This window comes from Enterococcus sp. AZ128, from assembly GCF_051714485.1.
Classification (GTDB): domain Bacteria; phylum Bacillota; class Bacilli; order Lactobacillales; family Enterococcaceae; genus Enterococcus_A.
Genome location: NZ_JBIORZ010000003.1, coordinates 39,308 through 65,988, shown reverse-complemented (window position 1 = coordinate 65,988; position 26,681 = coordinate 39,308). Strand labels below are relative to the sequence as shown.

The window sequence follows — 26,681 nt, the reverse complement described above, 5'->3', positions numbered from 1 at the left end:
TTGGAAGGATTCAAATCAAAAAAATAAGGGGAGTGGATTAGTATGGAAAATACCAGCAGAAAAGTAGCCGTCGTAGGAACAGGATTTGTAGGAACAAGTATTGCTTATTCGATGATCAATCAAGGGATCATCAATGAATTGGTGTTAATAGACGTCAATCAAGAGAAAGCTGAAGGCGAAGCACTAGATCTTTTAGACGGCATGTCTTGGGCACAAGAAAATATCAAGGTTTGGGCTGGTGATTACCAAGATTGTCGAGATGCGGATATCGTCGTTATTACAGCAGGGGTGAATCAAAAACCTGGTCAAACGCGCTTGGAATTGATCGATATCAACGCCGGGATCATTAAAGATGTCGCTGCTAAGATCATGGCATCAGGCTTTGATGGTGTCCTAGTGGTTGCGTCAAATCCAGTGGATGTATTGACTCAGTGTGCGTGGAAAGCATCTGGTCTGCCAAGTAACAGAGTAGTAGGTACGGGAACCACATTAGATACGACAAGATTTCGGAAAGAGATCGCAGCGAAATTGCAAATAGATCCAAGAAGTATTCATGGCTATATTATCGGTGAACATGGAGATTCCGAAGTAGCGGTGTGGTCCCACACAACAGTAGGCGGTAAACCGATACTAGAATTTATGGTCGAAAACAATCGCTTAACCGTCGATGATTTAACTGAAATATCTGATCGTGTAAAAAATACGGCCTATGAGATCATTGATCGAAAGAAAGCGACTTTTTATGGGATCGGTATGAGCGTAGCAAGAATTGTGAAGGCAATCTTGAACAATGAACAGGCTGTGTTGCCTGTGTCTGCCTACTTAGATGGGGAATACGGTGAGAAGAATATTTTCACTGGTGTGCCCTCAGTTGTGGATCAAAATGGTGTTCGAGAAATCATCGAACTGAATATTGATCCGAATGAACGGAAAAAGTTCGCTGTATCTTGCGAGCAGCTGAAAACAGTCCTTAACTCGCTTGAAGATAATAAGGACTAGATGATCCAAGAATACAAAGAAGGACCTGTGACAAAAGTCTTGTCACAGGTCCTTTTTCCGAACAAACAGTGTGTCAGAAGCAGCTTCTTCTTCGCAAGCTACGCATACAGTTATTGTTAAGTCTCACTAAGCAGAGCTAGCATTCGGAAATAAGCCGAAATTTCTTGAAGCTGATCACTTCTGTCACAACCTCTTTTTCATTATTCAGAATAATCGAAGATAATCCTTTCAGCTGTAAGCTAGAAATTTCACTTTAAAAAAATTAAGGAGTATTCTTCAAGTGTAGTTTTTGAACCCTTTATGGAGGTATTGATTATGAAACAATATAAAAACATCATTGTAGGATTTGGTAAAGGCGGGAAAACATTGGCTAAGACCTTAGCCAATCGCGGGGAAACGGTACTAGTTATCGAAAAATCAACCCAAATGTATGGCGGTACCTGTATCAATATTGGCTGTATCCCATCAAAATCCATGATACTTAATGGTGAAAAAGGCACATCCTTTACAGAAGGAGTAACGAAAAAGGATGCGTTGACTGCCAAATTACGCAATAAAAATTATCATATGATCGCTGATGAAGCGACAGGCACAGTCATGGATGGCACGGCTCGGTTTATTTCCAATCATGTTTTAGAAGTTGAAAATGAAGGGCAAACAACACGAGTTGAAGGTGAACGAATTTTTATTAATACTGGAGCGACACCGATTATTTTACCAATCACCGGCTTAAGAGAAAGCAAGTATAGCATCGATTCTACGGAAGCGATGGATTTGGAAAATTTACCGGAAACACTAGTGATTATCGGCGCGGGCTATATTGGGTTGGAATTTGCCTCAATATTTGCGAAATATGGCTCGAAAGTCATCGTCTTAGATGCGAAGGAGAAATTCTTGGCGCGTGAAGATGATGATATTGCCGAACTGATTTACAATGATTTATCAGCTCAGGGAATTGTGTTTCATTTTGGCGTTTCGATAGATGAAGTGAGGGATCAAGCGGAATACGTCGAGATTTCGTATACTCAAGAAGGCCAGTCGTTTGTGATCAAAGCAGATAAATTATTGGCGGCGACAGGTCGCAAACCGAATATAGAAGGATTAGGTTTGGAAAATACAGATGTAAAAGTGACCGATCGTGATGCTATTATTGTAGATGATTGGTTACAGACAGACGCGCCGAATGTTTGGGCGATCGGCGATGTCAAAGGCGGATTGCAGTTTACTTACGTTTCTTTAGACGATTATCGAATTATCCTGGATCAACTAGATGGAAAAGATACCCGTTCGCTGAAGGACCGGACGATTGTTCCATATAGTGTTTTCATTACACCACCCTTATCAAATGTAGGTCTGACTGAAAAAGCCGCGAAGGTAGGCGGAATCAACTACAAATTATTTAAATTCATGACTGCTGGTGTCCCTAAAGCGAATGTTTTGGAAGACCCTAAAGGGATGTTTAAAGTATTAATCGATCCAAAAACGGATCAAATTCTTGGGGCAAGTATCTATGCTGAAGAATCCCATGAAGTGATCAATTTGATCACGTTGGCAATGAAAGGGCATTTGCCGTACACGCTGTTGCGGGATCAGATCTATACACCCCCAACAATGAGCGAGGCATTGAATGATGTGTTGAAATAAGCAAAAAGCGTAACCAAGGCTGGTTACGCTTTTTTTTAAGTGTGCCCTTACAAGAAAAGGTCTTTAGGAGATATCTAAAAGCCATGTAACCCACCGTTCGCTTGCAGACAAAGAACTGGTATAACGAGGATATATGAATATATCCTTGAAATACCAGTTCGTACACTTAAATTATTTAACCGCCGTACACAGGTTTGTATGTCCGGTGGTATGAGAGGGGGCGAACCTACGCGTTCGGACCGCTACTCGATTGTTCAGATTCTGTCCTGAATCAGTACTTGGTATGTGCATTTGCACAATGGATGCTGTTAATCTACCAATTTCATTTGTTTCTCAAAATATTAGAATGGAAACGTAAACAAAAATAAGGGAGATGTTTCACATGACGGGGATTATGATTCCATGGTATGCAGCAATCATTGGTTTAGTTTTTGCTATCTTTTTGATTTTAAAAAAAATGAATCCGGTTTATTCATTATTTTTAGGAGCTATTATCGGTTGCCTAATTGGAGGGGCTTCATTAAATGATACAGTAGATATATTGATCAATGGAACACAAAGTATCATGGGGACAGCCATTCGAGTCTTGGCAGCAGGAATGTTAGCGGGTGTCATGATGGAGTCAGGCGCGGCCGAATCAATCGCACATGCGATTGTAAATAAATTAGGTACAAATAAAGCAATCCTATCTTTGGCACTATCGACAATGATTATTACCGCTGTGGGTGTATTTATCCCTGTAGCTGTTTTGATTGTTGCGCCAATTGCTTTATCTGTTGGTAAACAAACTGGTATCAGTAAATTATCTCTATTAACTGCTTTATCAGGTGGGGGAAAAGCAGGAAATATTATCTCGCCCAACCCTAATACGATTGCGGCAGCGAATGGATTCAAATTAGACTTAAGCAGCGTTATGATCGCTGGGTTTATTCCAGCCGTTTGTGGTTTGATCGCAGCAGTCGTGATTGCTAGTTTGATCAAAAAGAAAGGTGGAATGGTTCAAGCTGGCGATATTGAAGATAAGGGTGAAAAGATCTTGATGCCTTTGAACAAGGCCTTGATTGCTCCTGTTTTATCGATCGTTTTACTGTTGATTAACCCAATAGGTACGATGCTTCATATTCACGTCCTAGCGAATTTAAAAATCGATGCCATGTATATCTTACCTTTTGCTTCGATTGTTGGTACGATTGCTATGGGGCATATGCACCAAATTAGAGAATATTCAAAAGCTGGAATCTATCGTGTGACCGATACGGTTTTGATTCTGATAGGTGCCGGTGCGATTGCAGGATTGATCTCTGTCTCAGATTTATCAAAACAAGTTGTACATTTGATCGCTATTACCGGAATCTCGGGAACGTTTTTAGCGCCGATTTCTGGTATTTTGATGGGCTTAGCAGTCGGTTCTACATCTACTGCAGTTATTTTGGCGACAGGATCGTTTGGACACGCAATTCTAGCTACGGGAACTTCTTCGTTGGCTGCAGCCGTAATGGTACACACAGGTGCGACAGTGATCGATAGCGTACCACAAGGAAATTATTTCCACATTACTGCGAATAGTATGCATATGTCCATTAAAGAACGAATGAAAGTCATTCCTTATGAGCTTTGTGTTGGCGGAGTCATGACGATTGTTGCGACAATTCTATATGGGTTCATTTTGAATTAAGGTTGTTTGTTTTATGTGCAAGGTACAATTGATAAAAATAAGCAGCAATAAGGAGAATGGTGATGAAAAAAACATTTGTGTTAGCGCCGGATTCTTTTAAAGAAAGTATGAGTGCAAAAAAAGCTTGTGAAGCGATGGAACGTGGAATTCGTAAAGTTTTCCCTGTTGCCGAAATCATTCATGTTCCTATGGCAGATGGTGGAGAAGGAACGGTCGATGCGTTGATTGACGGCATCGGAGGAACTAGAGTTGAGGTGGCGGTCTCCGGTCCGATACCGACAGAAAAATTAAGGACATATTATGGCTTGATGGCAGATAAAAAGACCGCTGTAATGGAAATGGCTAAAGCTAATGGTATCGAATTGCTGAATGAGGATAGACGGAATCCGCTTCTTACCTCCACCTATGGGACTGGAGAGATGATAAAAGATGCGCTAGATCACGGGGTTGAAAAAATCATCATCGGTATTGGCGGAAGTGTAACCAACGACGGTGGAACGGGGATGGCTCAAGCTTTGGGAGCCCGCTTGTTAGATAAAGAAAATAAAGAAATACCTGCTGGGGGCGGAGCGATTTCTAAATTAGAGAAAATCGATTTGTCGACTATCGATCCACGCATCAAAAATACTGAAGTCGTTATTGCGAGCGATGTAACCAATCCACTGACTGGTTCTAACGGAGCATCTGTTGTATTTGGGCCGCAAAAGGGCGCGACACCTGATATGGTGAAGGTGTTAGATGAGAATCTCGGTCATTACGCAGAAATTATAAAAAGAGATCTATCCATGGATATTCAAGATATTCCTGGTGCTGGTGCAGCAGGCGGTTTGGGAGCCGGTTTGTTAGTTTTTACTGGAGCAACTATGCAATCGGGTGTGGATTTAGTAATTGAGCTGACAGGTTTAGCTCAAAAAGTTGCTCAAGCGGACTATGTTTTTACTGGCGAAGGCGGAATGGACTTTCAAACGAAATTCGGCAAAGCACCCTATGGAGTTGCGAAAATCGCGAAACAATATGGTATACCTGTTTTTGCTTGTGCTGGTTACATTGGAGAGCAAGTGGAGGTTTTGTACGAGGAAGGCATGACTGCAATTTTTGGCATCTTAGCAAAAGCGGGTTCGTTGCCAGAAGCGTTAAAATTAGGAGAGGCCAATCTAGAAAGAACAGTCGAAAATATTGTTCGTGTACTAGCTGTTTGATTTAAGACTAATTTTTTGTCTTCTATCCAAAGTTCGTTAAACTAAGAAGAAAAAGACAGATTTTAGGACGGAAACTCAATGAGTAATCTATTAACTAAAGATCAAGCCAATCTAATTGTGCAAAAGCTGATGGCGGATATCCCATATAATATCAATATCATGAACGAGCGAGGGTACATTATCGCTAGCGGAAAGAACCACCGAATAGGTCAACGCCATCGCGGCGCTGAACGAGCAATCAAACAAATGCAGATGGTTGAGGTTTTCAAAGACACCTCTTTAGAAAAAAGAGGAACGAACGAACCAATCATTTTAAATGGAGAATTGTTAGGCGTAGTGGGAATATCTGGTGAGCCTGAGGAAGTACGCCCATTTACCAAGTTAGTAAAATCGATCGTTTTACTTCTAGTTGAAGAATTGAACGAGTTTAGCAAGAAAGAAAAGAAAAAACAACTGAAAACAGATTTTTTGAAGGAAGTCTTTCTAGCTGAAGAACGGTTTAGCGAAGAATTAATCCAAAGAGCTCTGGAAAATTATGGAATAAATTTGTTGCGTCCCAACCGCTGTGTATGGGCAATCGAAAAAGAAAATCTGCGAAACTCGTTTCCATTACAAGAGATATTTTCTTGGCACGGAAAATATCTCGTTTTTGTTGATATCGAACACACTATCGCTAAAAGTTCGACGACATTGATTGTTAGCCCTCCACGATTGAATGTAGGCAGGTGTGTAAAAGAGGTAGAGAATACGTTCCTCTATTTATCTTTCTTGCAAGTTCCATTAACCGATACTTTTTTTACTGAAGAGTATTATTTTGCCCAATTGTTTGAATTTCCAGTTGAAATAGATTCATCTTTATTAAAAAGAGTGGAAGTCATTTATGATGAGTATCATGAGACTTTGATTTGTTTTGCTGCTAATAGTACTAATATGAAAGCCGGTGCAGAACAACTCCACATTCATCGCAACACATTGAATTATCGAATCCAGCGTCTTTACGATTTGACGGAAAAAGATCCCAAAAGCTGGTCAGATCTCTGGATGTTGATGTACCATTTTGCATATTACTTTACAAAGAGAAGGAGATAGAGAATAGTATCCGATGGCAAGTAAAAGTTTCTAAAAAAAAGAAGACTGCCCTATCACTCAGTGATAGGGCAGTCTTCTTTTTTTTTAGATAATCAATCTTTTCTGATTTTAGATACATGCTTACTGCGACCGCCAATTTTTGCGGCGAAATGATCGGATTCTTGTTTGCTTTGGAATATCCAAAGCTTTTCAGGGTCTTTTTCACGGGTGCGCCGACCTTCTTTACCAATGTAACCATGGAGGACTTTGACAACATACATAAGATCACCTGCTTTTCAATTTTAATTTTAAGTATACGGTCTAAAAAAATGAAAGCAATTTATCTGCCCAAAAGTTAAGGAAAACTTCAACGAAAGTTTCTTATGACAAAAAATAACGGTTTGCTCTATGGATGACCTAAGTCAGGTGAAGCCAATTTTGGAATGAATTAAGTGCAAGAAAATCTTTTTTAGGATCAGACATAAAACTAAACGAGCACCTTTTTTGAATGAAAAAATTTAATAGCAATCAGTGATGCAAATAAATTGATTTAGATAATCAATTTATTTTTAAAAATCAAGCTCTACATGTAAAAAATCGAGGTTAAACTATAAGGCTTTTCTGTTATTTCTTTTTAATGAACAGAACTTTCCTGACAATCAAAGATTGTTTTTTGTGTCGTTTGTATATAAAAAATCCGCATAATAACAATTACGGATAAAATATAATTGATTATAAAGTTACCTAAAATGATAATTTGACCTTAATTTAACTATATAATATAATTATTTTGTAAAAATATTTTTATTTTTATGATTATTAATCTAATTAACTTTAAGATGCTTATTTTGTCGAATGGTCTTAAAAAACAATCAAAAATATAGCGTAAAGAAAGGAGAAAATGATGCAGCTATTGATTCTAACTAAGGTTCCTCCGTATGAGGAAACCTTCGAAAGCCAGCTGAAGCAACTAGGGAATGAGGTTTATTGTTCAAATAACCTGATTACGATGATGAAAAAAGAAACATTTAACAAACAGTTTTTATCGCAATTTGATGGAATTATTTTTAGTGAATCATTGTATGACAAAGAAGTAGAGGAATTGGTGCACCTACTGCAGAAAGGGCGTTTCAAACTTTTTCGTCGAGTCGTTGAAGTTAACTGTGATGAGATGGCAGAGACCAGTTTCGATGGTTTGATTCCGATAGATTCAAACTTGGAAAGATTGAGGGAAATTTTGCTGATTGCTGAGATATCTCGTTTGGCTTACCAGAAGGAAGATAATGCTCAAAAGCTCAATGTTAAGCAAAAATTAACGGATTTGAATTTGAAATTAAAACAAAAAGAAATTGTTGACTATTTAATCTATTCTGGAAATCGAATCGTATCCAGAGAAGAAATCAGCCGCCAGATTTGGAGAAAAGAAGCAAATAAATCTGTTTTAGCAAGTCTGTCGAAAATTGTCTCTAAAATCAATGAAAAGGTGGAATATGAATGCGGACATTCAGCAATTCAAACAGTATGGGGGCAAGGCTATCGATTGAATAAGGAATTTTTCAACTATTTTGAAGATGATCTTCTTGAGAAAAAATTAACGGTAGTTGAGAAGTAACAGGTGATTTAAAAAAATAGGGAGGTGACGCTTAACGGGGAAGAAAATTATTGAAGAAAAAGGAGAGAAAAAAGAAAGGGAGTGCAGGAGAATGAAGACAAGAATTATAAAAATTATTGGTAAAATGACTCGAATCGCAGCAGTAATATTTATGGTTGTATCGTCATTGGGAGTCAATGGGTTATCTATGATCGTAGAGGCGGGATCTACCGCAGATGAAGGAACTGGCTTTGGTCAGAATGCTTATGGATATATGTATGGAGGAACTAGTCATCCGAATCGTTTTCGGACGGTATCTTATGCGACCGGCGGTTCAGAACCTAATGGATCGAAATTTATGTTTTGTACGGAAAACGGGAAGATGGTTAATAATGTGAGCTTCAGCTCAGCAACCAAACAAACAATTAGTGATCCCATCGGTGCATATTTGATGAATGAGCTAGTCAACAAAGACTATGGAGGTGCAGCTAATCGACATTTAAATCATGCGACAGTCTCATATTATGTTCACCGCTACTTGGAGACTGGGGGCGCTAGTTCGACCACTGCTCAAAAATTTTTAACGAGTGTGAATGCATTTAGAGGAGATGCGCAATTGGAGACTGTGTTAACAAGCTTCAATAAGCATTATGCAGATGCACAAAAGTATGCAGGTCCTTACACTGCAGAAATAAAAATGACGCAAGTCCCAGGTACGAAAACAGCGACAGCGAAATTGGTAATAAAATCAGCTAACGGAACAGATGTAAGCCAATGGTATGGTTCTAATATTCAATTAGCAATGACTGGTGGACAGTTCAAGAGCTGAATTGTAATATTAATCGCAACAAAGAACCCATCAAAAATTTCTAGTAAAATGAGTTTAGGATAACAAACTACTAGGAGTGATTTTGATGGGTTCACACAAAAAGCTTACACGAGATAATCGAAAATGTATAGAGACGATGATTTATGATGCCAAGAGTATTCAAGAAATAGCGGACAGAATTGGTGTTAGCCGAACAACGATTGATCGTGAGTTGAAACGAGTACCCGAAGATTTGATCTATAATGCCGACAATGCGCAATTAGATGCGGAAATGAAGCGCAGTGCCTGTGGTGCGAAGTCCAAATGGACTTCTGAATTCGCTTATCAGATTGAATGTGATCTTGAAGACAGCTGGTCCCCTGAACAAATTGCGAATGATCGTCAAATAGTTTCATTCAAAACCATTTACAATTGGCTCTATGCCGGTATTCTTAATGTGTCTAAACAGTGTCTGAGACATAAAGGCAGAAGACAAGAAAAACAAGAAGAGGCACGAGGCAAAATGACTGTAGGGCATACCATTGATGAACGCCCAGCTTCTGTGTCAACTCGAGAAGAATTTGGACATTGGGAGTTGGACACAGTTGTTTCTAGCAGAGGGGAAAGCAAAGCCTGCGAAGCAACGTTTATTGAACGGAAAACACGCTTTTATTGGGCGATCTCAATGAGGGATCGTACCGCGAAGTCAATGGCACAAGCGATTAAAGCTTTTGTGCAAGACCTAGGGAGTCACAAGGCATTTTTAAGCTTTACGGTCGACCGTGGGAAAGAGTTTTCTTGCTGGAAAGAAATTGAGAAAGATTTAGACGTACCTATGTATTTTTGTGATCCATACTCCCCATGGCAACGCGGATCTAACGAAAATGGGAATGGTTTATTTAGAGAATTCTTCCCTAAGGGAACTGATTTTTCAAAGGTACCCCCTACGGAGAAACAGGAAGCATTACGCAAGATAAATATGCGTCCTAAAAAAACATTGAACTGGAAAAATTGTTGGGAAGTCTTTCAAGAAGAAATGTTGCAATTAATTTGACAATTCAGCAAGAAAAATGGTGAAACTACATCAGTTGGAAATATCACGATTAATAAAGCCGCAGATTTAGATAACTATACCTTAGTACAAGGTCCTGCTGGTAATCCACTTTCTGTGACTGCAACGATCAACAATCTGCCAGGAACACAATTAATTCGTTATAACTGGTCTGATAGTCAAAATATGGTTGGTGCGTATGTTCCATTACAGGCTGCCTTAAAAGTAAGCGATGATCTACCAATCAAAGAAGAAAAATTCTCGATCAATGGTTCAACGAAAACTCCGACTGAGCTTGAAGTTGGTGATCGTTTGACGGATGAGTTAACGATTTCACTGAAAGATGGTGAATGGGCAGTTGACTCAACTACTGGTCAGAAAGTTCCTGTGAATTTAGAAGTAGATTGGTATTACTCAACACAAGATTTTGGAAATACAAAATATGATGTGGGTAATTTGCCAGCAGGAGTTACAAAAGTCACTACTGATACTATGACGATCACTGCACCTGGAACATATCAATTGAATTCAAAGAATCTAGTTGATAAACAGGGCTACTATTATCCAGTGTTGAAAATGGATTTGAATAAACAAGGAGCCAGCAAAGAATTTCTCAAAGAAGGCTTCCAAGCACCATTTAATGATGAGAATGAAAAAATCAAAGTTGTTGAAAAATTTTCGTTAACGGGAACAACAAAAGCCAAAAGTCGTGTGAAAGTCGGCGATACATTAGTAGATACGTTAAATATTCAATTGACTGATCCAGATATGAAATGGCCGAATATTCTTGGAACAAACAACAAAGTCCCAGTTAAATTGGTTGTTGATTGGTATTATTCCGAGACAGATTATGGAACTACTCAAATGGATGTCGGCAGTTTACCAGCTGATGTCAGCTATTTAGGAAAAGATGAACTTACAATTACGAATACTGGTGAGCATGTTGTCAATTCACATTTGAACTCGACTAAAGCAGGTTTTTATTATCCAGTATTAAAGTTGGATATGAACGACCAGGCAAATAAAGAACATTTTTACAATGGTTTTCAATGCAAGTTCAATGAGCAAGATGAGCAAACGATTACTAAATGGAAACCAGAAGTTAAAACTGAAACAACAGTAGCACAGTTAAATCCAGAGGGCGGAAAAGTTGCTGATAAATTGACTGTCACTGGCAATAAAGGTGGTCATGAACTTACTATTACTAGTAAATTATTAGGACCATTTTTAACGAAACCGGATTTTATCAAAAATGGCAACAATCATGAAGGCGGAAGCCCGCAAATTCCTTCTAATGCCAAAGTTGCCGGACAGGTTCAAACAACAATTCAAGGAAATGGAACGTTTACAACACCAGAAATTGAAGTGACGGAAAAAGGCTGGTATGTTTGGGTCGAAGAAATCGCTGAAACTAACTATACCGAACCTTGGTATTCGGATTTTGGAAGTGCCGATGAGTATGTGGTCGTTCCATGGATACCAAATATTGAGACAACTGTTTCTGAATCTACCTCTGAAATTGAGTCACAAGTATATGATTCAATCACTGTTTTGGATCTTCCTGGTTTATGGGGATTATCAACAGATGGAAAAGGCGATACAGATAAATGGGGAGTCAAGAATCCTGAATTAGTCGGTAAGGATCGTGATCCAGATAAAAATGGGGACTACAATTTACCTGACGGATTTGGAAAAGGTGAAGATAAAGCTCTTGAAGCTACCTTAACTATGTATTACAGCCCAACAAAACCTCTTCGCGGCAGTGTACCAGCGAACGCAGAAGTGTTTGATACTGTAAAAGCACCATTATTACAGGGAACATTGAGAACTACTGAGTTTAAACCATTTGATAAAGCGGGGTGGTACACGATCGTAGTATCCGGCGGATCGGATGACGGTCGATTAGCTAAATTCGAAACCGAATATGGTGTACCATCAGAAACGGTTCACGTTCCTCAAGGTCAAGAGGAAGAATATTACACTCAAGTAAATGAAGAGCATACATTCATTGGAAAACCGATCCATGATACGCTGCATGTCAATAAGTCATTGAAGAGCGATGATGCTGAAGTAATCTTTATTTTGTATAAATATAGCGATAAAATAAATGATTTTGATTATTCGAATCCTAAAGAAATTGCGAAAACTTCTAAAGGTATGCCAATTAAGAAATATGGCGAATACAAATCAAATGCTAAAGATTACGGATTAGAAGACCTGCGTATTTCAGATTCAGGAACCTATGGTTGGGTCGCGAAGGTTACAGACACCAAGACAGGTAAGGTGCTCTATGAAGGAAAACATGGTGATGTTGGCGAAGTGCTGAATGTGGAGAAATTAAATATTCATACAAAAGCTTCCAGCAATGACATTTATTTAGGTGAACCAATCTACGATACGATTATCCTAGAAAACACAGTGCCAGATGGTTATTACGTTATCGTTGATCTGTATAAATTCTCTGATAAAGTAAATGATTTCGTTAATGCAGAAGATGCGACAGATAAAGATATTGTCTGGACTTCAGATAAGATAAAAGTCAGTACTTCTGGAGAATATAAATCTGGATCATTTAAACCGAAAGAAGTTGGTTCTTACGGCTATGTCGAAAAACTCTACGACGAAAAAGGCAACTTGGTTCACACGGGTAAAAAAGGTGAAGAGACTGAAAATGTAGTTGTCAGACCTAAAATAGAAATTGGAACAAGTGCTAAAGACAAAGAATCAGGAATCAATGAAGGAAATTCGGTAGATGAAAATAGTCAGCCGAAAGAAGAAGTAACAATTGTTGATACTGTTTCCTATAAAAATTTAGTGGTCGGACGCGAATATACGGTCAAAGGTGTCTTGATGGACAAGTCGACAGGACAAGCATTTGTGGATTCAGAAGGCAAGAAAGTAACCGCTGAGAAAACATTTAATGCTGATAAAGAAAACGGTACGATCGATTTAGAATTTATTGTGAAGAAGACGGATATGCGTGGTAAAACTGTAGTAGTTTTCGAAAAACTATTTGAAGGAGAAAAAGAAGTAGCTGTCCATGAAGAAATAGATGACGACGATCAAACAGTTAACTATCCTGAATTGGAAACCAACGCTAAAGATGGTGAAACAGGTACAAATGAAGGAAATGCGAAAGAAGAAGTAACAATTGTTGATAAAGTGACATACAAGAATTTGATTGTAGGACGTGAATACACAGTTAAGGGAACCTTGATGGATAAAGAAACAGGGAAACCTTTCTTAACCAAAGATGGTGATGAAGTTCATGCGGAGAAAAAATTTACTGCAGAAAAAGCTAATGGCAGTGTTGAACTAACGTTTACGATTACTAAAGGCGATCTTGCTGGAAAAACGATTGTTGTGTTTGAGAAACTTTATAACAAAGACAAAGAAGTAGGCTCTCATACTGACATAGAAGACGATGATCAAACCGTTTACTATCCTAATGTCGGTACGAAAGCCGCTGAGTCAAGTATACACGGAGATACAGTTGTTATCGAGGACATTGTTTCATATGACAATTTAGTTCCTGGTAAACAATACAAAGTCGAAGGTATCTTGATGGATAAAGAAACCGGTAAAGCTTTCTTAGTTGATAAGAAAGAAGTTATTGGGACCACGACATTTAACGCTTCTGATACAGGCAGCGGCACGGTCAAAGTGAAATTTACATTTGATCGAAAAGCATTAAAAGATAATAAGGAACTAGTTGTTTTTGAGCGTGTATATGGTTCAACCGGTAAGCTGGTTGGTACACATGAAGACATCGATGACGAAGACCAGACGATTGAAATTAAACCAGATGTAGAAATCGGGACTTCTGCAAAAGATGAAGAAACTGAGATGAACGAAGGCTTGGCGAAAGAAGAAGTGAAGATCATCGATATCGTTTCTTACAAGAATTTAAATATTGGGCAAGAATATTCAGTCAAGGGAGTCTTAATGGATAAGGCTACAGGCAAACCATTCCTGACCAAAGATGGAAAAGAAGTTCATGCTAATCACGATTTTGTTGCAGAAACTCAAAATGGTACCCTTGAATTAGAGTTTATTGTGACCAAAGGCGATTTAGCTGGTAAGACTGTTGTTGTCTTTGAAACGCTTTACGTTGAAGGCAAAGAAGTAGGTTCGCATACGGATATTAATGATAAGGAACAATCAGTGAACTATCCGGAAGTGGGAACAAAAGCTTCTGAAACCAGTATCCATGGTGATAACGTTATTCTAAAAGACATCGTATCTTATGAAAACTTAGTTCCTGGTAAAGAATACAAAGTAACAGGTGTCTTAATGGATAAAGCTACTGGCGAAGTCTTTAAAGTTGAAGACAAAGAAGTAACTGGCGAAGCAACCTTTACTGCTAACAAAAAAGGTTCTGGCACGGTTGAAGTTGCATTTACATTTGATAGAAAAGCGCTAGAAGATCCTAAAAATCTAGTTGTCTTTGAAAAACTTTACAATGTTGAAGGCAAATTGGTTGGACTCCACGAAGATCTCGAAGATAAAGACCAAACAGTTGAAGTCAAACCAGAGATCGAAGTGAAGACAGATGCTATTGATAAAGATACCGAAATGAGTGAAGGATTAGCAAACGAACGAGTAACGATCGTAGATAGAGTGTCTTATAAACATTTGATCGTTGGCAAGAACTACACTGTCAAAGGTACGTTGATGGATAAAGCAACAGGTAAGCCTTTCTTGACGCGTGACGGTGATGAAGTTCATGCAGAGAAAACATTCAAAGCGGAAAAATCCGATGGCACAATCAATTTGGAATTCTTTATTAAACGTGGCGATCTAGCTGGCAAAACAGTGGTTGTTTTCGAAACACTTTATCACGATGAAAAAGAGGTAGCCGCCCACACAGACATTGAAGATGAAGCGCAAACAGTGTCTTATCCAAAAGTCGGCACAAAAGCGTCTGAAACAACTGGATCAATGGATAAAGAAGTAATCATTAAAGATATTGTATCTTATGAAAACTTAATTTCTGGCAAAGAATATACGATCACTGGTACGTTAATGGATAAAGCAACAGGTAAAGCCTTCAAAGTTGGTGACAAAGAAGTAGTAAGCAAGGCCACCTTTATTGCTTCAGAATCCGGCAGCGGAACCGTAGAAGTAGCCTTCCAATTTGACCGCAGTCATTTAACGGAAGATACTGTATTGGTCGTTTTTGAGAAGTTGTTTAATACTGAAGGGAAACTAGTCGGTTTACATGAGGATATTGAAGATGAAGATCAGACCGTCCGTCAACCACAAGTTTCAACGAAAGCTAAAGATAAAGAAACAGGAACAAATGAAGGTTTTGCTGATGACGAAGTTACGGTAGTGGATGAAGTCAGTTACAAGAACTTAGAAATCGGGAAAAAATACACGGTCAAAGGTACCTTGATGGATAAAGCTACTAACAAACCGTTCTTGACTCGTGATGGCAAAGAAATTCACGCGGAGAAAACTTTTACTGCGACAAAACGTGATGGTGTTATCGAACTAGAATTCAAAATTACGAAAGGCGATTTAGCTGGTAAAACGGTTGTTGTCTTCGAGACATTGTATCAAGAGGATAAAGAAGTAGCCGCTCATACTGAGATTGAGGATAAGGATCAATCAGTCAACTATCCCAAAGTAGGTACCCAAGCTGCTGAGGTCAGTAAAGAAAGCGACGAAGATGTCGTTATCAAAGATATCGTATTTTATGAAAATCTGGTTCCGGGTGAAAGCTATACAGTTCGCGGAAAATTAATGATGAAAAACTCAGTTGAACCATTTACGGTAATGGGACGTGAAGTTGAAAGTCAAGCAACTTTTGTAGCTAGTGATACGGGTAGTGGGACAGTTGAAATGAGCTTTACTTTCCGTCGTAGTGTACTGTCAGATGATTTAACACTTGTTGCTTTTGAAAAATTATTTGATGCGAAAGGGAATCTAATTGGTTCTCACGAAGATATCAATGATGAAGCGCAAACAGTAACAGTGAAGAAAACGAATCCTGAACTTCCTAAGACTAAGGGAGGGACCTTTAATACTGACGGCAACCTCGATGTGTCTTATAGTGGAGGCAGCGATTCATACAGCAGTGGAGGAAGTTTACCTCAAACTGGAGAACAAGTATTTAGAGCTCTACCTTATATTGGATTAGTAATAGTGCTTCTAGCTAGTGCTTTATATGTTTATCGAAAAAGAAAAGTATAATTTATCAATGAAAAACTCGTGAGTTATTCCCAAAAAAGTGCCTCTCGAAATTTTCGAGAGGCACTTTTTTAATATCCTAGTGTGTGGGCAATTTAGAAACTATGAAATAGATCTTACACAAATTCCTGGTCGCTCCACTCGACTTCCGATGTTCAGTTTCTTTGATTAAATAAAAGTCTCGTTCATGGGAGTGCTTAAAAATTCGAGATAGACCTCACTCGTTTTGCAATATAAGAAAAATAAATGATTATTTGCCTTTTATCATTGGCCTTATTTTCTTTTTTGGGGTTACTCTGACAAGAATACGATTGACACGAAAGAGCGGCAACTCACTAAAAGCGGCAGCAAAATAGCACTGGATTAAAGGGCTAGTGCTTTTAATTCAATAAATTTATAAATAATATTGAAATGTATTTGTAACATTCCTTTTATCTGCGTGATATATCACTGTGGTAGAATTACTTCTGACGTTATGCGATCTATCATCTAAATCAACATAATAGCCGGAGGAATAATTAGTGAAAAAGAGTATATTATCAGCATTGTTGGTGTGTACAATTGCTGTATCAGCAGTACCAAGTATTGCACTAGCAGATAATTATGATCAACAAATTCAAGAAAAAGACCAAAAGATCAGTGATTTACAAGGTAAACAATCCGATGTTCAAACACAAATCGATGGATTAACAAGTGAAATCGCAACAGTTAGCGGAAAAGTGAAAGACTTAGAAGCAAAACAAGATCAATTAAATAAAGATACAATGAAATTACAAGAAAAAATCGCTACTTTGAAAGTACGTATTGCTAAACGTAACGAAGTAATCAAAAGCCAAGCACGTGATACACAGGTGCAAGGTCAAGCGACTAACTATGTTTCAGCTGTTTTAGAAGCAGATTCATTATCTGATGTAATCGGACGTGTTCAAGCGATGTCAACAATGGTTAAAGCAAACCAATCTTTGATGGAAGAACAAAAAGCCGATGAAAAAGCGGTAGAAGAAAAAGTCAAAGATAATGAAACTAAAGTTGCTGAAATTCAAACAAATCAAAAAGAATTAGAAACACAAAAAAATGAGATTGCTAACAAACAAGCTGATTTGAACGTTGTGAAAGCAAACTATGCTGCAGAACAAGCAACAGCAGAACAAGACAAGTCTAAATTGAAAAAAGACCAAGAAGAAGCTAAAGCAGAACAAGCACGTGTCTTGAAAGAACAGCAAGAAGCTGCAAAAGCACAAAAAGCAGAACAAGAGCGTCAAGCGAAAGAAGCTGCGAAAGCGCAAAAAGCCTTCGAAGATTCTCAAGCAAAAGCTGCGAAAGAACAAGCTGAACAAGCAAAAGAAACGGCTGAAAGTTCAACTTCATCTTCTACTGCATCATCAAGTGCAAGCGAAGAAAGTTCAACTTCATCCTCTTCAACATCAGCAGCGTCAACTGAAACAACTACAAGTACTACTGAAAATACAGGTTCATCAACGCCTGCACCAGCACCAAGTACAGGTGGAAACAAAGTAGACCATACTAGTTCAGGTAATGCCTACGCAGTCGGTCAATGTACTTGGTATGTTAAAAATGTTGCACCTTGGGCTGGTACTTATTGGGGGAACGGATGCCAATGGGGCGCGTCAGCAGCAGCTGATGGTTACCAAGTAGACGGTTCACCTGCGGCGGGGTCAATCGTAGTCTTTGCACAAGGCCAATCAGTTGGAACTTGGAATGCAGATTCTTCATACGGACATGTAGCCTATGTTCAGTCATACAATGCATCTGATAATACAATCACGATTACTCAAGGCGGTATGGGATTCCCATCACCAACTGGACCGAACACTGCGACATTGAGCGCAGCCGGCTTACAATATATTCACCCATAAGAAATAGCAAAAGAGTTTCCGAAAAATCGGAAACTCTTTTTTGTGCTTTATAAGTAGGGCAGTAAGCTTTGAAAAAGCAGAGCGCTGGATGCTGCACCAGGATCGATATGACCAATCGAACGTTCTCCTAAATAAGAAGCACGTCCTTTTTTTGCTTGCAGCTCTTTTGTATTTTCTTTAGCCGTTTCGATACTGTTTTTTGTTAAATTCGCATTCTTCAATTCTTGAACAACGGAATACCAAACATCCACCATCGTTTTGTCACCGGGAGTTGCTTTTCCACGAGCTTGAATGCCTGCTAATCCATTTTCGAACAACTCACCCAATTGCTTTTCACTGGTAATTTCTGTAATATCCTTTGTTGATTTCGTTAAGTTCATAAAGGCTGAGCCGTATAATGGACCAGAGGCACCGCCAACTTTTGAAATTAGCGCCATGGAAAGAACTTTAAAGGTGTCGCTAATTGTCGTCGGTTGTTTTGCTTCGAAGGCGGTCTTGTATTCACTCATTCCTCGATTCATATTATTTCCATGGTCACCATCACCAATAGGGGTATCTAGATCACTTAGGTAGTCTTTGTTTTTTTCGATGACTTCGGCAAAATCGGATAGCCAAGCCTGAATTTCTTTTACTGTTACATTCATTTTTTCTTACTCCCTTCATTCAAACTCTTTTTTACCAAGAGATTGTTGAAACCTCTGCTGACAGTGCTTTTTGCCAAGCCGAATCTGTCAAATCAATGAATGTCAATGAGAGACCCTGCATATCAATCGAGGTCATATAATTACCGACTTTATGGAAAGAAACGTGAATATTTTCTTCCAGCAGTAAATTCAAAACATCGTTAATAAAGACAAATTGTTCCATCAAGGGAGTACCGCCCATCCCGTTGACTAAGACACCGATTTCTTTTGGTTTTTGATCGTAAGCAGCAGTCAGTTTACTGACCATCTCTTTAGCCAGTTCTTTGGAAGGCTGCAATTTTTCTCGACGATAACCGGGTTCACCGTGGATGCCGACACCGAATTCGATTTCATCTTCGGCTAGTGAAAAACCAGGTTTGCCAACTTCAGGAACAGTAGCAGCTTTTAGAGCAACGCCGATAGTTTTTGTTGCGGCAACGATCCGATCGCCTAATTCTTTTAACTCACTCAAACTTGAACCGTTTCTTGCAGCATCCCCAAGTATTTTATGAACAAGCACAGTTCCGGCAACGCCGCGTTTTCCTGCTGTGTAGGTACTATCTTCTACGGCAATATCATCGTCAACGACCACAATCTCGACAGGAATATCATTCATATCGGCTAAATCCTTCGCCATCTCGAAATTCAAAATGTCGCCAGTATAGTTTTTAACGATCAACAAAACGCCTTGACCTTGGTTGGCATGATTAATCGCGATTTCGATTTGATCAGGAGTAGGTGAGGTAAAGACGTCGCCTAAGACCGCGGCGCTCAACATACCATTACCAACAAAACCCGCATGAGCTGGTTCGTGACCGCTTCCGCCGCCAGAGATGAGGCCAACTTGTTTCGCGCCGCTATTCTTGGCAATAACGCGAGAATCAGCGATGCGGTGTACAAGATCTGGATAACTTTTGACGATACCCGTCACCATTTCTTCAATAATATCTTGTGGTTCGTTGATGATTTTTTTCATTCTATTCCCACCCCTTCTTAGGAGCATTTTTTGCTTCTGCTAAAATATGCTCAAAGTCATCGGAGACACTTGCAGTGATTCCAGCAGCGAACGCTCCTTCCACCAATGGTGCATCTACTAATATATATTTTGCTTGTTGATCTTCCTCTAACATATCGAAAGCCAACTCGGCACTTAAAACCGCACTGCCAAGATCAGCGAAGACGAAGAATTTATCAACAGATTTCGCTTCAGCAACGGCATCAACGATTTTAGTCGGATCACTTCCTAGTTCATCGTCGGAAGTACCGCCCAAAGAAAAAATTTGCAGAGATTCATTTTGGGCCATTTGTTCGATCATTTCTTTGATCCCATCTGTGATTTTCTTACTGTGCGAAATTAATAGAATCGCTTTGTTCATCAAATTGCCTCTTCTTCCTATAAATGTATTTATTTTCAAGTTGGATACCCTTCTGCTAGGCCATTTAGTTTGCCATCCGGCTCCTCACCTAATGCAGAACGGGTATCCTTTTAATTAACTAACAAAAGATTGCAGGAAAAATTTTTCGTTAGTTATGAGAATCTTTGTATGCTTGACCGATCCGATCCGCGACAATAATTGCGTTGGCGACTTCTTCTTCGACGATTGGGAAGGGCATAGAGTGAATCGATTCTTCTGGGATTGAAGCAATTTTTGCGACTTCCAAAGCTTCCTCAAAAGTTATTGATTCAACACCAAGATCGGCTAAAGTTAGTGGTAGACCGATAGCGGCCATAAAATCCATCACGGCATTGACTTCAGCTGTTTCAGCATCTTCTAAAACTAATTGAGCTAATGTAGCGAAAGCAACTTTTTCACCATGAAGATAATGATGGGTCCCAGCAAGAACAGTCATACCGTTGTGAATGGCATGAGCAGCCGCTAATCCGCCGCTTTCAAAACCTAAGCCAGAAAGCAAAATATTGGTTTCAACAATTTTATTAAGTGCTTCTGTTGCTAAATTTGCATCACAAGCGATTTTGGCATTTAAGCCATCTTCTTGTAAGTGGTCCCAACAAAGTTTTGCCATAGCCAGAGCAGCGTAGGTGCCGCTGGCTGGAGGAGTCAGTCCTTCACGAGAACCCATCGGTAAGCTGGCGTTAACACGTGAATAAGAATTGTGTGTAGCGCGTGCTTCAAAATAGGTTGATAAGGCATCTCCCATACCGGCTACAAGGAAACGTGTTGGCGCTTTTGCAATCACTTTGGTATCGACTAGGACAACACTTGGACTTTGTTTGAAATACGCGTAGTCATCAAAAGAACCATCTGCGTGATAAAGTACAGCAGAATGTGAAGTTGGGGCATCTTGGGCAGCAATCGTCGGTACGATAATTAAACGTTCGCCTTCAGCTACGACTTTTGAAGCGTCAATAGCTTTTCCGCCGCCTAGACCGATGATACAATCTGTTTGTTTCTCTTTTGCAATTTTTTGCAGACGTTTCGTTTCTTCTCGAGTTACTTCACCGTTGAATCCGCCTTCAATAAAGGAAATACCAAATTTTTCTGCTGTAGCATCGAGTTCTGGCCGAATCCGTTTAACATCGTCAGGATTTGCAATTAATAGTGCAGACTTGCCAAAGGTTGTCACAAAATAACCTAAGTTTAATAATTCGTCTTCTCCTTGAACATACTTTGTTGGTAAAATCAGTGCTTTTCTCATGGGTGGAACCTCCTTGGTTTTATTTACAGGATAAGCATAAAGCGTTATCATAAAAAAAACATTGAACTGTGTTACCGCTTTCTTGGATAAAACAATTGAACTATTTTGTGAAATGGTACTATTTTGTAATTTACGAAGAAAGTTCTATAATGCAAGAAGAGGTGATCGTGTGAATAACGCACAATTTGATATTGAACAAGTTTTAGACTTGCCAAAATGGGAAGCTGTTCAAGAAAGTGTCGCATTAGCTACTCATTTAGCGATTATTTTAGTGGATTATCGAGGAAAGCCGATTACAAAGCACAGCCAAGTGAAGCCTTTTTGTCAGTTAGTTCGGAATCATCCAGAACTCTCTGTTTATTGTGAAAAATGTGATTCCAGAGGTGGACTTGAAGCTGTTCGAACAGGACAGCCGTTCATTTATCGCTGCCATTTCGATATTGTTGATATGGCGATTCCAATCATGATCGATAACCGTTATGTAGGGGCTATTATGGCAGGAGAGATTCTATTAGAGGAAGCGCAGGAAGAATTGGAGCAAGTCCTGCAATTAGACGATCGAATCTTTTTGCAAACGTTTAAAGAAACTCATCAGACTTTGATTGATCAATACCCGCGATTTAGCAAAGCGGATTTGAAAAAATCTGCAGAGATGTTGGAAAAGATCAGTGAATACATTATTAGCGAAGCGATCAAAAAAGACTATTTGATCAAAGCCTATAAACAAACGCTGCGAATTTCAAAACGAGAGGAATCGAGGAGCGATGATCCTCTTAATTTGGAATTCGTGCAAAAAGATATTCAACATTCAAAATTGGAAAATCGATTACAAGAGTCTAATGGGGTGTACTTAGCCAAAAATCAGCTGCTTCAGCCGGCAATTGATCTAGTATTTGAGAATAAGGAGAGTCATATTGATTTAGTAACTCTAGCTGCGGCAGCGAATGTGTCACCCAGTTACCTAAGTCGTTTGCTAAAGGAAGAATTTGGCGAGCCTTTTAGTAAAATCTATGGGAAATTAAAGGTTTATTGGGCAGAACAGCTGTTGGAAACGACAGATTGGGCAATTGCCGAAGTCAGTGATGCGCTTGGATATGTTGAACCCAGCTATTTTGTGCGCAGCTTCAAAAAAATAACTGGAGTGACACCATTGAATTATCGAAAGGAACACCTGAGAAACAATCGTTAGTAAAGAATAAATCTGCTGGGGCCTTTTAGATTGGCAACTTAAAGGCGCTTTAGAAAGTCAACTCTTGTGAAACTTATTTTAGAAGGCATGAATCTTACTTTAGGAACTTAGTAAACGAAAACAACGAGTCCCTCATATCCTATGAGCAGGCTCGTTTTTCTATTAATTACTATCAAAAATGAATGATTCCGTTATAATGAGTAAGTATGACTTTTTACATAGAAATAGAAAGGAACCATTTATTCATGCTTACTAAGCTTTCCAATTATATAAATTCAGATTTAATCGAGACGGATCCAGAGAAAATGGAAGATCGAGAGACTTTGCAGCAGTTGATTGCTAAAAATGGCGGAAATCCGTTTAGTGAGGAACAGCTAGCCGCGATTCGTTTTCCGATGCACACACATCTGCGGATCATCGCTGGAGCAGGAAGCGGAAAGACGCAGACGATTTGTGCAAAAGCGGCTTATCTGGTCTTAGAAAAATCGATTGATCCTAAAACGATTTTGATGTGTACCTTTTCCCGCAAAGCCAAATTGGAAATGGAGGCTCGCGTCAACCAATACTTGGGCGGCTATGCTCGGATTAACGTTCAAACGTTTCATGGGTGGTTCAATGGGGAGTATAACGAACTAATTCGACAAATGCCGGAACTGGAACGATGGGGAATCGCAGGGACGATTAATGAAGAACTATATGCCCAAACGATCAATCAATTGATCAAAAAATATCGTCTATACAATTTTGATAAATACGAGGATCGCAGCATTTTGACGCGTATCAGCTACTGGCGAAACTTAGGATATTCTGATCAGGAAATGGTTCGTTTTATCGCGAAGCATTTTGATGCTAAAGAATTGCTGCCTAATCAAAAATTGAGTGTTGTCTTCAAGCAATTTTTAGAAGAGTTATCGGTAAATAAAAAGGAACAGCACTTTATCAATTTTGATGATATGCTATTTAATCTAAAATTGATCTTGGAAAATGCTCCTCAAGCGCAACAAAAACTGCAACAAAAATACCGATATATCTTTATTGATGAGTTCCAAGATATCAATCCGCTGCAAAAGCAGATCGTTGCCCTTATTTGTCCGCCTGATAAAGAAGCGAAACAAAAAACAGCGGGCAAATTGATCATCGTAGGGGATGATGATCAGAGCATTTATTACTTCCGAGGAGCAGAACCTAAATTCATTAAGGAATTTGATCAGGAATACCAGCAAACGTCATTAACACTCATGACTAATTATCGTTCTGAAGCACCGATCGTAGCGGTCGGCAATCAATTGATCCAAGGAAATGCTCATGATCGATTGGAAAAAACGATGACCGCCTATAAAACAGCGGAGGATCACGAATGTTATAGTATTGGCTTTCCAGATGATGAAGAAGAAGCTGCCTGGATCGGCAGAAAAATCCAAGAACTGGCATCGAAAACTCCCAGGGCTGACGGGCAGCCGAATTATACCGATACCTTGATTTTATATCCGACGCGGGTTCAGTTGCGCTCATTGTTGAAACAATTAGTGAAAGAAAAAGTACCCTTCGTGACGCAATCCAATGATGATTTGCTGGGAATATTTGGGATTCCGTTATTCAAAAATCTTTTTGAACAATTAAAACTTCTTGATGCGGCAATGAATGCAGAACAAAAGAATAATGCCTTAAAAAGCATCATTCAACAATATGCTTTTTATCACTACATTAAATTTGGAACGAGCGAAAAATTTACAGCTGAATTATTTACTAAAAATAAATTTAAAATCAACGATCTGATTGATTTTTTAGTTGTTGAGAAGAACTTGAATCCGACTGCGCAAAAGTTGACTAAGGAGTTTTTTAAGCAAATTTATTTGTTTTATCAGCAAAAGCAATTAAATCTTGTTGCTTTAGCGGAAGCTCTTTTAGCAACGCCAAAATTCAAAAAGGATCTGAGTGAAGAAGAAGCGGATTGGTTGAATAAGGAACTATCCGCGGCAGCTGATTGGCACGGTTTATTGGCGAATTTTGAACAGGCCAGCAAACAAAATCAAGGGATGAAACAGCGATTAAGCGATTACGACCAACAAAAATTGAACGCGGTCTATCTTTTATCGATTCATGCCAGCAAAGGATTAGGTAAAAAGAACATTTTCATTAAAGGGGTGTACAATGATGCACTGCCTAACCATCATACGGTAAAAAAAGCCGATTGTGATCTGCAGACAGCGATAGAAAAAGCCGATCCGCCAACAACGATGGAGGAACAGCGTCGCTTGATGTATGTTGCGATCACCCGTGCAAAGGAAAATCTATACATGACGTTTCCAAAAGCTGTCAATAATAAAACGACAGAGCCATCACTGTTTTTAAAAGAAGCTGGTTTGCCTATAAAGGATTATAAAAAGTCGAAATAGGTTGTGGTACTGTAAAGCATAGTCTATGAATCGAAACGAAACAGGAGGACGTATGAAGGACTTTAGATTGGAAGTAAGTAATGCTGTTCATATGCGTGCAGCTAGCAGTTATATTCGAATGAAGGTTTTTGTCTTGGAAAAAGCATTGGCTTTGGCCGCTGAGTTTGATCAAAATGATACTTCCGAAACGGTTTACAGTGTTCTTTTCGATGGAAACCTGCCGGTCGCGACGGCTCGTCTGTTAAATGAGACCGACGATGTTGCTCGGATCGGACGTGTGGCGACATTAAAGGAATATCGCGGAAACCATTTAGGAAGTCAAGTAGTTAAGGCGTTAGAAGATTTGGCAAGGGAGCGGGAGGTTAAACAGCTCGTTATCCATGCAGAACTAACGGCGGCAGAATTTTATGAATATTTGGGTTATCGAAGAGTTGGAAAACCCTATGATGAAGATGGCGTACCTTGTATTACATTAGATAAACAACTGCAGAGGTGAAAGGATGGCGAGACATGGAGCATCAGGAGCTGGCAATGGTGTATTTTCAAACTGGTCGAAACTGTTGTCAGGCAATTACCTGCGCCTATTGTAATGAGATGGGGATATCCGAGAGCGAAGCAAATGACCTTGCTGAAAATTATGGTGGCGGGAACTATCAAGGATTGTGCGGTGCATTGGTAGGAAATTATCTGGTCGCTAATGCCTTAAAGGGAACACTGGAAATTGCTGATCCGGCGAAGTATAGAGAGGCTGATACTGGAAAACTGCACGCGGCAATGACGCAAGAGTTTGAGCAGACCTGCGGCTCATTGTACTGTAAAGAGCTCTTTGGCAAACGTCCGTGCTCGGATTATGTTCGTGCGGCTTTGGAAATTCTTGAAGAGAATCTAGTCGACTAATAGGATAAAAAATAAATCATTAGAAAAAAATAAATCTTCATATTGTTCACAATTTACAATAAAAGGGGCAAAAAAGAGTTTGTAAAGCCCTAAACGCTATGTTACGATTTTCACTATTAAGATGTGAAAAATAAACAGAAGCATCTGCAAAGTTAGGGGTTATTACATAAGATGGGTACAGAAATCATTAAAATGATCATAGAAAATCTTGTGAGCTGCTTATTTCGATGGAAAAAACAACTTATCAGTGTTCTGATAATTCTCGGTATATTTTTGTTGTTGGTCATTATCAATAAGCTGACCCCAAATAACTCAGCTTGGCTGCAGGGAAACTGGACGAATCAGTCGAGCAACTATTCCTTTAAGGCTAAGAATGATCATTTCAATAATTGGACGATTAGATGCAAGGGTGCTATTGTATTGAAACAAGCCAAAGTAGCCGTAAACTCGAACAAAAAAAGACTCGTTATGACAGATGATGGAAACAAAGTCGAATATCGTGCCATCCGAACGGGGCGGCAGCAGTTAAAATTAGAAATAGTTAAAAATGGCAAATCAGAGGGAACGCTAGAATTGAAGAAAATAAAGTAAAGAGCAATCATTTATTGAAGATGATTGCTCTTTTTTTGTTTACCTAAAATCATGGAGAACAATTCTTTGCTGGTATTTTGAAAAAAAGGTACTATCAAAAAAGGATGCCCCTGTTTGAAGCTAAATGGGCTATAAACATTTAGTTTACCCATGCGTTAAA

General features: G+C 39.1%; 20 protein-coding genes. 15 read left to right on the top strand and 5 right to left on the bottom strand.

Features of this window, described 5'->3' with window-relative positions:
* Positions 1–42 precede the first annotated feature (42 nt).
* The 5 genes from IGI38_RS19090 to IGI38_RS19070 all read left to right on the top strand — a co-directional run bounded on the left by IGI38_RS19090 (position 43) and on the right by IGI38_RS19070 (position 6,606).
* The gene (locus IGI38_RS19090; RefSeq protein WP_438733457.1) at positions 43–999 is read left to right on the top strand and encodes an L-lactate dehydrogenase; all 957 of its coding nucleotides are present in this window, start codon (positions 43–45) and stop codon (positions 997–999) included.
* A 315-nt stretch (positions 1,000–1,314) separates the two neighbouring features.
* Positions 1,315–2,643 carry an FAD-dependent oxidoreductase gene (locus IGI38_RS19085; RefSeq protein WP_438733456.1) on the top strand — a complete coding sequence of 443 codons (1,329 nt, stop codon included), beginning with the start codon at positions 1,315–1,317 and terminating at the stop codon, positions 2,641–2,643.
* Between the two features lie 382 nt (positions 2,644–3,025).
* Positions 3,026–4,318, top strand: coding sequence for a GntP family permease (locus tag IGI38_RS19080; protein ID WP_438733455.1), 1,293 nt, complete (start codon positions 3,026–3,028; stop codon positions 4,316–4,318).
* A gap of 62 nt (positions 4,319–4,380) precedes the next feature.
* Positions 4,381–5,517 carry a glycerate kinase gene (locus tag IGI38_RS19075; protein WP_438733454.1) on the top strand — a complete coding sequence of 379 codons (1,137 nt, stop codon included), beginning with the start codon at positions 4,381–4,383 and terminating at the stop codon, positions 5,515–5,517.
* Positions 5,518–5,595: 78 nt separating this feature from the next.
* Entirely contained in the window at positions 5,596–6,606 is a 1,011-nt protein-coding gene (locus IGI38_RS19070; protein WP_438733453.1) for a sugar diacid recognition domain-containing protein, read from the top strand.
* Between the two features lie 92 nt (positions 6,607–6,698).
* Here IGI38_RS19070 and IGI38_RS19065 read toward each other — a convergent pair whose 3' ends face one another.
* The gene (locus tag IGI38_RS19065; protein WP_438733452.1) at positions 6,699–6,866 is read right to left on the bottom strand and encodes a hypothetical protein; all 168 of its coding nucleotides are present in this window, start codon (positions 6,864–6,866) and stop codon (positions 6,699–6,701) included.
* 623 nt (positions 6,867–7,489) lie between these two features.
* Between IGI38_RS19065 and IGI38_RS19060 the strand changes: the two genes are divergently transcribed.
* The 5 genes from IGI38_RS19060 (at position 7,490) to IGI38_RS19040 (ending at position 18,107) form a co-directional block, all read left to right on the top strand.
* Positions 7,490–8,197 carry a helix-turn-helix domain-containing protein gene (locus tag IGI38_RS19060; protein ID WP_438733451.1) on the top strand — a complete coding sequence of 236 codons (708 nt, stop codon included), beginning with the start codon at positions 7,490–7,492 and terminating at the stop codon, positions 8,195–8,197.
* A 91-nt stretch (positions 8,198–8,288) separates the two neighbouring features.
* On the top strand, positions 8,289–9,005 hold the full coding sequence (locus IGI38_RS19055) for a hypothetical protein (protein ID WP_438733450.1): 717 nt from the start codon (positions 8,289–8,291) through the stop codon (positions 9,003–9,005).
* An 85-nt stretch (positions 9,006–9,090) separates the two neighbouring features.
* Positions 9,091–10,038, top strand: a complete 948-nt coding sequence (locus IGI38_RS19050; RefSeq protein WP_438725454.1) for an IS30 family transposase — start codon at positions 9,091–9,093, stop codon at positions 10,036–10,038.
* Positions 10,039–10,152: 114 nt separating this feature from the next.
* Positions 10,153–16,233 (top strand): VaFE repeat-containing surface-anchored protein, encoded by a 6,081-nt coding sequence (locus IGI38_RS19045; RefSeq protein ID WP_438733449.1) that lies wholly within the window; start codon positions 10,153–10,155, stop codon positions 16,231–16,233.
* Positions 16,234–16,751: 518 nt separating this feature from the next.
* The gene (locus IGI38_RS19040; RefSeq protein WP_438733448.1) at positions 16,752–18,107 is read left to right on the top strand and encodes a PcsB-like coiled-coil domain-containing protein; all 1,356 of its coding nucleotides are present in this window, start codon (positions 16,752–16,754) and stop codon (positions 18,105–18,107) included.
* Positions 18,108–18,154: 47 nt separating this feature from the next.
* Here the strand turns inward: IGI38_RS19040 and dhaL are convergent, their stop codons facing one another.
* The 4 genes from dhaL to IGI38_RS19020 form a co-directional block, all read right to left on the bottom strand.
* A complete protein-coding gene (gene dhaL / locus IGI38_RS19035) occupies positions 18,155–18,751 on the bottom strand; it encodes a dihydroxyacetone kinase subunit DhaL (RefSeq protein WP_438733447.1) in 597 nt (198 codons plus the stop codon).
* A gap of 31 nt (positions 18,752–18,782) precedes the next feature.
* Positions 18,783–19,766 (bottom strand): dihydroxyacetone kinase subunit DhaK, encoded by a 984-nt coding sequence (gene dhaK, locus IGI38_RS19030; RefSeq protein ID WP_438733446.1) that lies wholly within the window; start codon positions 19,764–19,766, stop codon positions 18,783–18,785.
* 1 nt (position 19,767) lies between these two features.
* Complete coding sequence (gene dhaM / locus IGI38_RS19025; protein ID WP_438733445.1) at positions 19,768–20,166, bottom strand: dihydroxyacetone kinase phosphoryl donor subunit DhaM; 399 nt, start codon at positions 20,164–20,166, stop codon at positions 19,768–19,770.
* A 148-nt stretch (positions 20,167–20,314) separates the two neighbouring features.
* Positions 20,315–21,448: a glycerol dehydrogenase gene (locus IGI38_RS19020; RefSeq protein WP_438733444.1), complete on the bottom strand. Its 1,134-nt coding sequence runs from the start codon at positions 21,446–21,448 to the stop codon at positions 20,315–20,317.
* Between the two features lie 169 nt (positions 21,449–21,617).
* Here IGI38_RS19020 and IGI38_RS19015 point away from each other — a divergent pair, with 169 nt between their 5' ends.
* The 5 genes from IGI38_RS19015 (at position 21,618) to IGI38_RS18995 (ending at position 26,521) form a co-directional block, all read left to right on the top strand.
* On the top strand, positions 21,618–22,637 hold the full coding sequence (locus IGI38_RS19015) for a PocR ligand-binding domain-containing protein (RefSeq protein WP_438733443.1): 1,020 nt from the start codon (positions 21,618–21,620) through the stop codon (positions 22,635–22,637).
* Positions 22,638–22,942: 305 nt separating this feature from the next.
* The gene (locus tag IGI38_RS19010) at positions 22,943–25,033 is read left to right on the top strand and encodes an ATP-dependent helicase (RefSeq protein ID WP_438733442.1); all 2,091 of its coding nucleotides are present in this window, start codon (positions 22,943–22,945) and stop codon (positions 25,031–25,033) included.
* Positions 25,034–25,085: 52 nt separating this feature from the next.
* A complete protein-coding gene (locus tag IGI38_RS19005) occupies positions 25,086–25,529 on the top strand; it encodes a GNAT family N-acetyltransferase (RefSeq protein WP_438733441.1) in 444 nt (147 codons plus the stop codon).
* 14 nt (positions 25,530–25,543) lie between these two features.
* Positions 25,544–25,930 carry a C-GCAxxG-C-C family protein gene (locus IGI38_RS19000; protein WP_438733440.1) on the top strand — a complete coding sequence of 129 codons (387 nt, stop codon included), beginning with the start codon at positions 25,544–25,546 and terminating at the stop codon, positions 25,928–25,930.
* A gap of 273 nt (positions 25,931–26,203) precedes the next feature.
* Positions 26,204–26,521 carry a hypothetical protein gene (locus IGI38_RS18995; protein ID WP_438733439.1) on the top strand — a complete coding sequence of 106 codons (318 nt, stop codon included), beginning with the start codon at positions 26,204–26,206 and terminating at the stop codon, positions 26,519–26,521.
* Positions 26,522–26,681: the final 160 nt, after the last annotated feature.